We start from the raw sequence: 12,711 nt of genomic DNA on the forward strand, positions 1-12,711 counted from the left end.
TGCGACGGCGTCCGCGCGGCAATGGCCGCGGTGTTAAAGCGCGATATAGCGATCGGCGCGGTGATTGATGGCAACGAACAGGTTGAGGACGACCGCGCCGAGGACCGACCAGACGACGACCGACGGCGTCGTCACAGCAAAGGCGGTGGCGAGGACGACCATGTCGATCGCGAGCTGCACGAGCCCGGCGCGAATGCCGAAGCGCTCCTGCAGGTAGATGCCCAATATGCCGACGCCGCCGAGGCTGGCGCGGTGGCGGTAGAGCGCCAGAAGCCCGTATCCGAGCAGCAGCCCGCCGAGAAGGGCGGCCCAGGCGGGGTGAATTCCGCCGACCTGGAACAGGCGCGATTGCGTGTCGGTCAGGAACGACGTCAACGCGATGGCGATGAACGTCTTGATCGTGAAGGCCGGCCCGAGCCGCTTCAGCGAGAGATAGAAGAAGGGCAAGTTGAGGAGAAAGAAGGCAAGGCCGAAGTTCACGCCGGTCGCGTAATGCAGCAAGAAAGCGACGCCGGCGGTGCTGCCGGTCAGAAGCCCGGCGCTCGCGAGGAAATAGAGCCCGAGCGCGGCGACGAGGCTGCCGGAAAAGATACCCTGCACGTCCTCGACGGGCGTGTGGCGGGTGGGGCTGGTGTTCCAGAGACCGAAAACGCTGCTGCCTTGTGCCATGACGAATCCCCGATTGCTGCTGCATGACTCCGAAGGACATTATCATGCAGCATTTCAAAGTGCTGCAGCGAGCTTGGCGCGTCCGGCTGGACGCGCGGCGCTGCGGTCATCAGCATTGCTGCAATGCACAAAAACATTCAAGAAAAATATGTAAGCAATGCTGACCTATTTTCGCGTGACAGCCTTGCGTTCTATGCAGGTTTCCGCGCGAGAAAGAGAATTCCCGCGATCGGCTTTCCGGCATCCATGCGAATGACCGTGCGTTCCGTTGCGACCAGCGAAAATCCGCGTTCGGCGCAGAGATCGGCGATATAGGGTTCGGAATGCGCGTAACGCAGCGACGGCCGCAGGATGAAATCCTCGTCCGTTGCAGCATCCTCGACGGAAAACGCGAAGAGGCCACCGGGTGCGAGCAGTCGGTCGGCGATCACGAAGACACTTTCGAGATTGCCGAGATACATCAAGACATCCGCCGCACTGACGAGATCGGCTCTTGCGGCGGGGAAATCGCCGAACGCGCCTGAGTCTTCCGGCGCAAGCGACAGGTCCGCCTGTGCCAGACGATCGTAGATCGTTTTTGCTTCCGCCTTGGCCAGCATGTTGGCGGAAAGGTCGAAGCCCTCGAGATAAGCGCAGCGGTGGCGGATGCGCTCGCCGAAAAGGCCGGTGCCGCAGCCGAGGTCGGTAACGTGATGAAATCGGCGGCCGCCGGTCGTTCGATCGATCAGCGCTGCGAGCTTTTCGGGCACGCTGTATTCGAGCTTCTCGACGAGGGCCTTGTCGAATCGTTCCGCATAGTCGTCGAAAAGGCGTTCGACATAGACGCTCGGCGGCTGTACGGGTGTCTCGGCCGCGCCGAGAAGGGCGAGTTTCAGGCCAGCGCCGAAAATGTCCTCGGGATTGAGCCTTAACGTGTTGCGGAGCGCCTCGATTGCTGCCTCTTTTCGGCCAGATTTTTCCTCATAGTCCGCCAGCCGAAACCAGCCGGCGGCCCAGTCGGGCGCGCGTTCGAGAGCCTGGGCCATCAGTTCCGCCGCACTTTGCGGTTCACCGGCTTCGGCGAGCATTTTTGCGTAGTCGGCGCGGCGGTCGGCGATCAGATCGCCGGAGGAGAGCTGATTGAGGGTCATCGACATGACGGTATGATTGCGATGGACGCTTCTGGCGCTGGCCACGGCAAAATACAAGCGGAATCTGAAAGACTACGCAACTCGCTTTCTCTTGCGCCTTGCGACCTCGGTGAAGGCGGCTTATTTGAAGGGTAACAGGAGAATATTCGCCGATGTCGGACGGGCTTAACAGGTTTCTGGGGGATTCGCCGCTGCGCGTGCTGGTCAAGCTCGTCGTGGTGTCGATCCTGGTCGGTTTCGTCATGACCGTGTTCGACTGGTATCCTGTCGACATTTATTTTGGCATTCGCAATTTCCTGCTCGACCTCTGGCGCACAGGTTTCGCGGCCCTCGGAAGGGTCGGCGACTATCTGTTGCTCGGGGCAGCAATCGTCATACCCGCCTTCCTCATTCTTCGTGTTTTGAGCTATCGACGGTAAGCATGCAGCATCGGCAGTTTTTCATCCGCAGGCGCGCCCTGTTGCGGGCTGGCGGTTTCCTTTCACTCGGTGTGCTTGCCGGCTGCACGACGTCAAACCTCCTCTCTACCGGCGAAGGCAGCGGGAGTGACCAGACGACCGCGACGCTTGGTTACGTCAACGCGCTGCGGAAGGATCGCGGAATGACGTCGCTTGTTCACGACCCGGTCGCGTCGGTCGCGGCATTGAGCCAGGCGGCGCGCATGGCGCGCGTCGGCAAGATGCAGCACAACATCGGCTGGCGCGACAATTTCTACGACCGGATGAAATCGCAGGGCGTCACGCTTCCCGCTGCGGAAAACATCGCCATGGGCCAAGACGATGCCGAAAGTGCCTATAACGCCTGGTTCCATTCTCCTAAGCACCTCGAAAACATGCTCGGCAACTACCGTGGCCTAGGTGTTGCTGTGGCGCAGAATTCCGCTTCCGGAAACCGCCCTTTTTGGGCCATGGTGCTCTCCGGCTGACCTGATTCCCTACTGCATGTTTCCTTAAATCGTAGCCGATTTAAGGATAAAAACATGCAGCACTTCAAAGTGCTACAGCGTTCTTTGCGCGTCTGATTGGATGCCGCTGTAGTGGTCGGTTCGGAAGCCGCCCGCAAGGAACCTGACATGGCTGCCACGGAAACCCTCGAACGCGACGCCCACGCTAACGAAGGCGGCCCGTTTCACGTCACCAATAGGCTGATCTTCTCGATCGCCCTGCCGATGACGCTGGGGTTCCTGACGACGCCACTGCTTGGTCTTGTCGACACCGCGGTGGTCGGCCGCCTCGGTCGGGCGGATCTGCTCGCCGGGCTCGCGATTGGCGCCGTGATGTTCGACCTGATTTTCACCACGTTCAACTTCCTCCGCGCTGCTACCACCGGTCTCGTGGCGCAGGCCTATGGCCGGGGCGACCGCCGGGAGCAGCAGGCGGTCTTCTGGCGGTCGCTGGTGATCGCGCTTGTCTCGGGCGTCGCCATCGTCCTGCTCTCGCCTCTGCTCTTTTCTGCCGGTATCTGGCTGATGGCCCCCGGTGCCGAGGTCGAAGCGGTCACGCGCACCTATTTCTTTTATCGGATCCTGTCCGGGCCGGCGGCGCTCGCCAACTACGCGATCCTCGGTTTCGTCCTCGGGCGGGGCGAGGGCTCCATCGGCCTCCTGCTGCAGACGCTCATCAACGGCATCAACATCGTGCTCGCCATCCTGCTCGGCCTCGTCCTCGGCTGGGGCGTGACGGGCGTGGCGCTGGCGACCGTGACGGGCGAAGTCATCGGCGCGCTCGCGGGCTTCGCGATCGTCTATGGGCGATTTGACCGGCGCGACGCACCGGACTGGGCCGCGATCTTCGCCCGCGAGCGGCTGAAGCCGCTGTTCGGTCTTAACCGCGACATCATGATCCGCTCCTTCGTTCTGCTTGCAGCCTTCACGCTCATGACGCGGATCGGCACAGCCTTCGGGCCTGTGACGCTTGCGGCCAACGCCGTGCTGATGACGATCTTCCTGGTCGCCGGATACTATCTCGACGGCCTCGCCAATGCGGCCGAGCAGTTGACAGGGCGATCGATCGGCGCCGGATATCGCCCGGCCTTCGATCGCGCCTTGCGGATGACCGCGCTTTGGTCGCTTGGGCTCGCCGCGCTGACGACGCTAGGCTTCCTTGTCTTCGGGGACGACCTGGTCGACGTGCTGACGACGGCGCCGGATGTACGGGCGCTCGCTTACGAATACATGCCCTGGGCGGCGCTGACGGCGCTGACCGGCGCGCTCGCCTTCCTGATGGATGGCGTTTTCATCGGCGCCACCTGGTCACGTGACATGCGCAACATGATGCTGGCAGCCTTTATCGGTTATGCTCTCGCGCTTGCTATACTGATCCCGGCCTTCGGCAATCACGGGCTCTGGGCAGGGCTCAACCTGTTCCTGCTGATGCGCGGCGTGTTCCTGCTGATCCTCGTGCCGCGCCGTGCCGCTCAGGCGTTTCGCGCGGCCCAGTAGTCCAGGCGGCTGCCGCGGATATCACGGATCGAGGCAAGCTTCTCGCGATCGCAGAGCTCTGACAGGCCCCGCACGATGCGGCCAGGCAGCCCCGGCCCCTCATAGATCATGCAGGAATAGAGCTGGACGAGATCGGCGCCGGCGCGGATTTTCTCCGCTGCGGTTTCCGCCGAGTGGACGCCGCCGACGCCGATGATCGGCAGGGCGGGGCCGACACGCTTGCGCATCCGCGCGAGCACCGCCGTCGATTTTTCGAAAAGCGGCCTGCCGGAAAGCCCGCCCGCTTCTTGAGCCTGTCGCTGATCCTTCAATCCGTCACGCGCAAGCGTGGTGTTGGAAACGATCAGGCCGTCGAGATCATGCGCCAACACTTCTGCCGCGATGTCGTCCATTCCTTCTTCGGTGAGATCGGGGGCGATCTTCAGGAAGACCGGGATTCGTTTTGTGCTTTTCCTTGCTTCGTCGTCGCGGGCCGCGAGGACAGCCGAAAGCAGTGCTGCCAGGCTTTCGCGTGCTTGAAGGTCGCGCAGGCCGGGCGTGTTCGGCGACGAGATGTTGGCCGTGAAATAGCGCGCGACCGGATAGAATGTCCGGATCCCCGCCACATAGTCGCTGATACGATCGGCACTGTCCTTGTTGGCGCCGATATTGACGCCGATCAGTGCCTGGCGCGAGCAGCCATGAAGGCGCGCGAGCGCGGCTCCATGGCCTTCGTTGTTGAAGCCGAGCCTGTTGATGACCGCCTGGTCGTCCACCAGCCGGAAGATGCGGGGCTTGTCGTTGCCGCGCTGAGGCCTCGGCGTGACCGTGCCGATTTCGGTGAAGCCGAAGCCGATCTTCAGGAGCGCCTCCGGCACTTCCGCATTCTTGTCGTACCCGGCCGCCATGCCGATAGGGTTAGGGAACGTGAGGCCAGCGATTTCTTGGCTGAGGCGCGGATTGGCCGGCGCTGCGCAACGCGGCACGAGCCCGCTCTTGAGCGCCTTGATCGATAGACCATGCGCCGCCTCCGGATCGAGAAGGAAAAGGCCGCTGCGTGAGAGGAATTTCAGCGCATCGATCATGGTAGAAGCTCAGGAAAGACGTGGAGACCGTCGGCACCCAACGGCAGCGGCTTCTCCCAGATCACCGCATCGAGCGGGAGCGGCCCGTAAAGATGCGGAAACAGCGCGCCGCCACGCGAAGGTTCGTAGACGAGCTTGTCGCCTAGAGCGGCGCCGTCGATGGCGATGAGCAGCAGCCCGTCCTGTCCTTCGAAGTGCCTTGCGGCCGTTTCGACGACCTGGTCCCCGGTCGAGAAATGGATGAAGCCATCGGCGAGGTCGACGGGAGCCCCCGTGAACTGTCCTGCCCGCCGCGCCTCCTGCCATAGAAGTGCCGGAACGATCTTGTATATAATGGCGTTCATGTGCCCGCTGTCCGTCGTGAAACCCAATCGTGGCCTTGCCGCAAATATTGGCGCTTGTCCACCACGGAAGGCGGATTTCCGCAGCATCCAATGGAGGCGCTGTCATGAGGAAGGTAGTTGCGGCACTGGCGATGGGGCTGGCGCTCGGCTGGGTCGCGCCGGCTTATGCGCAGGAGGTATCCCCGGGGCGCTACAGCATGCAGAAATCGGACACCGGCATTGCGCGGCTCGACACTAAGACGGGCGAGGTTACATTGTGCCGGGAAAAGGACGGCGAGCTCGTCTGCAGGATGGCGGCCGATGAGCGGGCAGCCTTAGAGCGGGAGATCGATCTTTTGACCAAGCGCGTCGAGGCGCTGGAAAAGGCAGTCAAAAGCGGTGAAACTGCGATGAAACCGGCTCTTCCGAGCGACGAAGAGATTGACCGGACGATGAGCATCATGGAAAGAATGATGCGCAAGTTCATGGAGATCGTGAAGGATCTCGAAGGGAGCGGAGACGGTTCCACCGATGGTACCGGGGTGCCGCAAAAGACCTGACGGGCGCCGGCACGAACCATTGAGACGCGATCCGGCGCGTTGGAGGATGCGCGGGATCCGGGGCTGAGGCTCTTGGGAGGGAGCATCCAATGCCGGATATGACCATCATCATCGCCGATGACCACCCGCTTTTTCGTGGTGCAATGCGCCAGGCGCTGAGCGGCATGGCCGATGCTCCGGGTATCGTCGAAGCCGGTGACTTCGCGGCCGCGCGCAAAGCCGCCGCAGAGCACCCGGATGCCGACCTGATGCTGTTGGACCTCACCATGCCCGGCGTCAGCGGTCTTTCGGGCCTCATCGCGTTGCGGGCGGAGTTTCCGAGCCTCCCGGTGATGATCGTCTCGGCCCATGACGATCCGGCAACCATTCATCGTGCGATCGATCTTGGCGCCGCCGGCTTCCTCTCCAAGTCTGCTGGCATTGAGGAAATTCGCGACGGTATCACCAGGGTGATCGCCGGTGAAGTTTTCGTGCCGGCCGGCTACGACCAGAATCAGGAATACGAGCCGGAAGTGGCCGATCTCCTGCATCGCCTGCAGACGCTGACACCGCAGCAGTCGCGCGTGCTCAGCATGCTTGCCGAGGGCCTGCTCAACAAGCAGATCGCCTACGAGCTCGGCGTCTCCGAGGCGACGATCAAGGCCCATGTTTCAGCGATCCTGCTGAAGCTTAACGTCGACAGCCGCACGCAGGCCGTCATCCAGTTGTCGAAGATAGGTACGGTGGCAGCTGCCTGATTTGGCGCTTCGTCGGTAAAGTCCCGGAAAATGTGAGCGGGTCTCCGCCCTTCATCCGGCTGCCGGCCACTTTCTCCCCCCGCGCGGGGCGAAGGAGACTCGCGGCACCCGCCGAACCTCCAAGTCCCCTCTCCTCGCTTGCGGGGAGAGTGTTAGGGTGAGGGGCAATTGCACACGGTTTGTTCGGCCAAATAGCGCCGCTGTTCCGCAGCCGCCTTCCCCGCAATGGAGAGCTGGGTCAACCATGCGCGCATGGCTGCCGGACGGACAGGCTTGTTTTGCAAGGCGACCCCGTCGCGCTCGGCGGCGCCGCGCACCTCCGGTGAGCGGTCGGCGGTCACCAGCAGGGCCGGAATGTTTTCCTCCCAAAGCGCGCGGATGCGGTCAATCGCTTCGATGCCGGTGCCATCGTCGAGGTGATAGTCGGCGATGATCGCATCGGGTCTCTTCGCTTGGTGGCCGGGGCCCATTTCCGAGCAGCCGGCAAGCGATTCCACCGTGGTGACGTTGCAGCCCCAGCCGCCGAGCAGCACTGCCATGCCGTCGAGAATCTTCGGCTCATTGTCGATGCAGATGACGCTCAAGGCCGTCAGGGCGTCATTCGCCTTCGCGGCCGCGGCATCTCGCGGTTTGGCGCGTTCGCTGACGCTTGCCTCGAGCGGCACCGTGACCTTGAAGCCTGTGCCTTTGCCATGCTTCGACTGAAGGCTGACCGGGTGGTTGAGGACGCGCGAGATGCGGTCGACGATCGAGAGGCCGAGCCCGAGACCGGCCGCCGTCCGCGCGCCTTCATCGAGGCGTGCGAACTCCTTGAACACGGTGCGGAATTTCGAGGGCGGAATGCCGATACCGGAATCAAGCACCTCGATCGTCGCGGCCCGTCCGCGCCGACGCACGCCGACGAGCACCTTGCCCTTCAGCGTGTATTTGACGGCGTTCGAGACCAGGTTCTGGACCACTCGCCGCAAGAGGTTCGGATCGCTGCGCACGACAAGGGATGTCGGCATGACGATGAGTTCGAGACCCTTCGCCCGCGCCATCGGAGCAAAATCCGTCTCGATGCGCCGCAGCAATTCGTTGAGCGGCACCGATTGCAGGCGCGGCTTCATAGCCCCGGTGTCGAGCCTGGAAATATCGAGCACCGCACCGAGAATGGCTTCTACCGATTCCAGCGAGGAATCGATGTTCTGAACGAGCGTGCTGTTGTCGGAATCACCGAGGCGCTCGACGAGCGACGAAGAATAGAGCCGCGCAGCGTTCAATGGCTGCAGAATGTCGTGTCCGGCGGCAGCGAAGAAACGGGTCTTGCCGATGTTGGCTTCCTCGGCTGCCGCCCGCGCTTCGGCGAGTTCCCGGTTGACCCGTGTCAGTTCTCCCGTCCGTTCGGTGACGCGCAGTTCCAACGTCTCGTTGGCTTGTTTCAGAGCCATGTCGGCGGCGACGCGCTGCGTGATGTCTGTATAGGTGGTGACGATGCCTTTGTCCGGCATAGCGTTGGTTCTGACTTCTATGATGCGCTCGCCATTCGCAAGCTCGAGCAGGAAGGGCTTGTCGAGCGTCAGGAAATTGGCGATCAGCGCCTTTTCCTGATCCTTGCGGATATCGCCGCGTCTCGTCAGGATCTCGACGATATCGGAGAGCGGGAAGCCGACCTGACCTGCGGCCTCCGGCAAATCGAGCAATTGCCTGAAACGGCGGTTCCAGATGATCAGGTTGTTGGCATTGTCGAAGACGGCGATGCCCTGATCCATTTGCGAGAGCGCCGTTTGCAGCATGTCCTGGTTATACTGCAGGGCCTCGCTCGCCTGATCGAGCAGCCAGGCCGTATCCGAGGAGGCATCGTCCATCCGCTGCAGCACGAGCGAAAGCACGAGGCGGGCCGAGGATGAACCGATGGCGCTGCCGAGCAGTTGTTCCGAGAAATGAATGAGTGCCATGTCGGCCGAGGCGTTCTCGTCGAGCCAACGGCCGGACTGCTGCTCATAGGTGTGGAAGGAGCGCTGCATGCGTTCCTCGCCCATGTAGCGGGCGATCGTCGTCTTGAGGTCGCGCACGGTCACCTTGGTCTTGCGCCCGCGGAATGTTCCTTCCGTGCGCGAACGGCGGGTGATGAACACGCCGGCCTGGAAGCGCTCCAAGGGCTTTGGCGCCCGGGTCAGCGAGGCAAGCACGTAGGCCGTGCTGTTGACGAAAAGGCTGAGCGCCGTGGCATTGACCAGGGGGTCGGCATCCGGCCCCGAAAAGAGATCGGTGAACGGCAGAAGGAAGCTCAGCACCGTCGCCGCGACGTGGGAATTGTCAGGTCCGCCAAGGCTTGGCAGGAACAGGAGATAAGCCCAGACGAGAAAACCGCAGACCATTCCGGTGATCGCCCCGCGGGCATTGGCCTGCCGCCAGACGAGGCCGCCGAGGAGCGCAGGCGCCATCTGCGATACGGCAACGAAGGAGAGAAGCCCAAGCGAAGCGAGGCCAGCACTGATATCGGCCGAGCGATAATAGGCATAGCCGAGCAGAAGGACGACGAAGATCGCCGTGCGGCGAATGTTGAGCAGCGTCCCCGCCATGTCCTCCTGGAGTCCGCCGCGCAAGCCGAGGCGCCGGCGCAGGAACACCGGCATGACGATATCGTTGGAAATCATGATCGACAGCGCCACCGAAGCGACGATGACCATGGCGGTTGCCGCGGAAAAGCCGCCGATGAATGTCGTCAGCGAAAGGAGGGGGACCTCGCCGGCAAGCGGCAGCTTCAACAGGTAGAGGTCCGCGTCGCCGGAGCCCGAGAAGGTCAGGATGCCTGCGATGGCGATCGGCAGCACGAAGAGGTTGATTGCGATGAGATAAAGCGGAAAGAGAACGCCCGCGGTGCGCAATTCGGTTTCGGTCCGGTTCTCGACCACGGTGACGTGGAACTGCCGCGGCAGTATGATGATGGCGAAGGCCGAGAGCACGATCAGCAGGATCCATCGCGCCGGCGGCGTGCGGTATTCGAGGGCGGCGAGGACCGCAGGACTTTGCTGGGCTTGCGCCCACAGATTCGCGGGGCCATCGAACAGGACGAAGACGACGTAGACGCCGATCGTGAGCATCGCCACGAGCTTCACGACCGATTCCATGGAGATCGCGAGGATGAGACCGTCCTGATGCTCGGTCGCATCGGTATGGCGCGTGCCGAAGACGATCGCGAAGCAGGCGAGGAAAAGTGTGACGAGCAGCGGTAGATCGATGAAGGTCTGCCCTGCACCAATGCCATAATGGCTCGTGTCGATCATCGCCGCGACCGAGCTCGAAACCGCCTTGAGCTGGAGGGCGATATAGGGAATGGCCCCAACCAGTGAAATGAACGCAACGATCGCGGCAACCGCCGGGTTCTTGCCGTAGCGCGCAGCCATGAAATCGGCGACGGATGTGAGCTTTTCGGTCTTGGCGAGTTGGATGATGCGGCGGACTAGCGGCATGCCGAGCGTGAACATCAGGATCGGCCCGATATAGATGCCGGTGAACTCGAGCCCGCGTTCGGCCGCCAGTCCCACGCCGCCGAAATAGGTCCAGGATGTGCAATAGATCGCGAGGCTGAGCGCATAGACCAGCGGCCTGCCCTTGCTGGCAGCGTTGTTTCTCCTGGCTCGCCGGTCGCCATAACTTGCGACTGCGAAGAGCAGCAGCAGATAGGCGAAGGCCGAGGCAAAAATAACAGAAGCCGAAAGCATGCCTCACTCCTCCGAAAGTCAGCATAGGGCAAGTCCAGCGGGTTGAGAATTGCCTGGCCTATGCGTCTTAAGTCCAAGAATGCGGGCGTTCTCTTGGCCGGGTTTGATCCGACTTGATCAAATGCAAAGAACGGTTCCCACCGGGCGACCTTTGGTCTAGATTCCAAACCAGCGGTTGCCGCTTAGGACAGATGCGGTTGCCGTTCTTAAACGGGGACTACACGGAGAGACGCATGCTGAACGAATTCAAGGAGTTTATTGCCCGCGGCAACGTCATGGATCTTGCGGTTGGCGTGATCATTGGCGCCGCCTTCAGTAAGATCGTCGATTCGGTCGTCAACGATCTCGTAATGCCGATCGTCGGCGCCATCACCGGCGGCGGCTTCGACTTCTCCAATTATTTCATTCCGCTTTCCGCGAACGTCACCGCGCCCTCGCTTGCGGCGGCTCGTCAGCAGGGCGCCGTCTTTGCCTATGGCAACTTCATCACCGTGCTCATCAATTTCCTGATCCTTGCCTGGATCATCTTCCTGATGATCAAGGTCGTGAACCGGATACGTGCTTCGGTCGAAACGAAAAAGGAAGCGGCGCCCGCGGCTCCGCCGCCGCAGGATATCCTGCTTCTTTCCGAGATTCGCGATCTATTGAAACAGCGCGCCTGATCGCCTCACGGCGATTGCGGCTTCGATCTCGCTGGCCGGTAAAAACATCCAGGGATTCAAAGTGCTACAGCGTCCCTTGTGCGTCTGAAAAGACGCACGGCGCTGTAGGTGCCGCGAAACATCACAAAAATCGATAAACCAGTCAGATAATGTCGCGTGATCGTCCGCGCAAAAGCGTCTAGAAGCTGCGGGCTGTAGCACATTGAATTGCTGCACGATTTTGTCATGCAGCAGGAGCCCCCACATGACGATCATGAACACTCTCAGCCCCCGGTCTCTTTCGGCCCCCGAAAGCGGCATCGTCGAGGTTGTGAATTATGCGCGCGGTCGGGAAGGCGTGATTCCGCTCTGGGTGGGCGAGGGGGACCTTGCCACGCCGGACTTCATCAGCCGGGCGGCGGCCGAAGCGCTTGTGGCCGGCGAGACCTTCTACACCTGGCAGCGTGGCATCCCGCCGCTTCGCGAAGCGCTGGTGCACTACTATCAGCGCCGGTTCCAGAAGACGCTGTCTCCGGAACATTTTTATGTCACGGGATCGGGGATGCAGGCGATCAAGCTCGCGATCGAGGCGGTGACGTCGCCCGGCGACGAAATTGTGCTGCTGACGCCCGCCTGGCCGAACTTTGCCGCTGCCGCCGAGATTTCGGGAGCCCGGCCGGTTTCCGTGCCCCTTCGTTTCGAGCATGGCAAATGGCAGCTCGACCTCGACAGCCTCGATGCCGCGATCGGCGAGAAAACGCGGGCCTTGTTCATCAACACGCCGTCCAATCCGACCGGCTGGACCGCGACGAAGGATGATCTCAGAGCCATTCTGACGCTCGCGCGCAAGCACGGTCTCTGGATCATCGCCGACGAAATCTATGCACTTTACTACTATGCCGGCGGGCGAGCGCCGTCGTTCCTGGACATCATGGACGATGACGACCGGATCCTGTTCGTCAATTCCTTCTCCAAAAACTGGTCGATGACCGGCTGGCGCCTCGGCTGGATCGTTGCGCCTCCGGCGATGGGGCAGGTGCTGGAAAATCTGATCCAGTATTCGACATCGGGCGTTGCGCAATTCATGCAACGCGGCGCGGTTGTGGCCCTCGATGAGGGAGATGCCTTTGTCGACGAGAACATTGCCAAGGCCGCGCTGAGCCGCGATCTGCTCTGCGACGCACTGATCGCGACCAATCGCGTCGAAACACTGAAGCCGGATGGCGCGCTCTATGCATTCCTGAAGATCGACGGTGTGACTGATTCCCGGCAAGCGGCGCTCGACATCGTCGACAAGACGGGGGTCGGACTGGCGCCCGGAACCGCCTTCGGCGAGGGCGGTTCACTCTTCATGCGCGCCTGCTTCCTGCGCGATCCGGCGCAAGTAGCGGAGGCGGCCCAGCGCCTCAGCGGCTACATATTGAGCCGGTAGAATTCTCC

The 12,711-nt window shown here is 62.0% G+C and carries 12 protein-coding genes; 7 read left to right on the plus strand and 5 right to left on the minus strand.

Annotated elements, in window-relative coordinates; all coding sequences use genetic code 11:
- Window positions 1-33 precede the first annotated feature (33 nt).
- Together QA637_RS00840 and QA637_RS00845 are read right to left on the minus strand one after the other, a co-directional pair.
- Window positions 34-669: a YitT family protein gene (locus QA637_RS00840; RefSeq protein ID WP_153438614.1), complete on the minus strand. Its 636-nt coding sequence runs from the start codon at window positions 667-669 to the stop codon at window positions 34-36.
- A 191-nt stretch (window positions 670-860) separates the two neighbouring features.
- Window positions 861-1,799, minus strand: coding sequence for a class I SAM-dependent methyltransferase (locus tag QA637_RS00845; protein ID WP_153438925.1), 939 nt, complete (start codon window positions 1,797-1,799; stop codon window positions 861-863).
- 152 nt (window positions 1,800-1,951) lie between these two features.
- Between QA637_RS00845 and QA637_RS00850 the strand changes: the two genes are divergently transcribed.
- The 3 genes from QA637_RS00850 (at window position 1,952) to QA637_RS00860 (ending at window position 4,239) form a co-directional block, all read left to right on the plus strand.
- A complete protein-coding gene (locus tag QA637_RS00850) occupies window positions 1,952-2,218 on the plus strand; it encodes a DUF6460 domain-containing protein (RefSeq protein WP_153438612.1) in 267 nt (88 codons plus the stop codon).
- Between the two features lie 2 nt (window positions 2,219-2,220).
- Window positions 2,221-2,724, plus strand: coding sequence for a CAP domain-containing protein (locus tag QA637_RS00855; RefSeq protein ID WP_153438610.1), 504 nt, complete (start codon window positions 2,221-2,223; stop codon window positions 2,722-2,724).
- Between the two features lie 147 nt (window positions 2,725-2,871).
- Window positions 2,872-4,239, plus strand: coding sequence for an MATE family efflux transporter (locus QA637_RS00860; RefSeq protein ID WP_153438608.1), 1,368 nt, complete (start codon window positions 2,872-2,874; stop codon window positions 4,237-4,239).
- Here QA637_RS00860 and QA637_RS00865 read toward each other — a convergent pair.
- Both QA637_RS00865 and QA637_RS00870 read right to left on the minus strand, forming a co-directional pair.
- A complete protein-coding gene (locus QA637_RS00865) occupies window positions 4,215-5,303 on the minus strand; it encodes a quinone-dependent dihydroorotate dehydrogenase (protein ID WP_283062970.1) in 1,089 nt (362 codons plus the stop codon). The two genes, QA637_RS00860 and QA637_RS00865, sit on opposite strands and share 25 nt — an antisense overlap.
- Complete coding sequence (locus tag QA637_RS00870) at window positions 5,300-5,647, minus strand: DUF952 domain-containing protein (RefSeq protein ID WP_153438605.1); 348 nt, start codon at window positions 5,645-5,647, stop codon at window positions 5,300-5,302. Before QA637_RS00870 ends, QA637_RS00865 begins: the two co-directional genes overlap by 4 nt.
- 104 nt (window positions 5,648-5,751) lie before the next feature.
- Between QA637_RS00870 and QA637_RS00875 the strand changes: the two genes are divergently transcribed.
- Complete coding sequence (locus QA637_RS00875) at window positions 5,752-6,186, plus strand: hypothetical protein (protein ID WP_283062972.1); 435 nt, start codon at window positions 5,752-5,754, stop codon at window positions 6,184-6,186.
- An 89-nt stretch (window positions 6,187-6,275) separates the two neighbouring features.
- Window positions 6,276-6,923, plus strand: a complete 648-nt coding sequence (locus tag QA637_RS00880; protein WP_153438601.1) for a response regulator — start codon at window positions 6,276-6,278, stop codon at window positions 6,921-6,923.
- Between the two features lie 152 nt (window positions 6,924-7,075).
- Here the strand turns inward: QA637_RS00880 and QA637_RS00885 are convergent, their stop codons facing one another.
- Window positions 7,076-10,630 carry a PAS domain-containing hybrid sensor histidine kinase/response regulator gene (locus QA637_RS00885; protein ID WP_153438599.1) on the minus strand — a complete coding sequence of 1,185 codons (3,555 nt, stop codon included), beginning with the start codon at window positions 10,628-10,630 and terminating at the stop codon, window positions 7,076-7,078.
- Window positions 10,631-10,863: 233 nt separating this feature from the next.
- Between QA637_RS00885 and mscL the strand changes: the two genes are divergently transcribed.
- Both mscL and QA637_RS00895 read left to right on the plus strand, forming a co-directional pair.
- Window positions 10,864-11,292 (plus strand): large conductance mechanosensitive channel protein MscL, encoded by a 429-nt coding sequence (gene mscL, locus QA637_RS00890; RefSeq protein ID WP_153438597.1) that lies wholly within the window; start codon window positions 10,864-10,866, stop codon window positions 11,290-11,292.
- 244 nt (window positions 11,293-11,536) lie between these two features.
- A complete protein-coding gene (locus QA637_RS00895; RefSeq protein ID WP_153438595.1) occupies window positions 11,537-12,703 on the plus strand; it encodes a pyridoxal phosphate-dependent aminotransferase in 1,167 nt (388 codons plus the stop codon).
- The last annotated feature ends 8 nt before the right edge of the window (window positions 12,704-12,711 follow it).

It is taken from the genome of Sinorhizobium terangae, assembly GCF_029714365.1.
Classification (GTDB): domain Bacteria; phylum Pseudomonadota; class Alphaproteobacteria; order Rhizobiales; family Rhizobiaceae; genus Sinorhizobium; species Sinorhizobium terangae.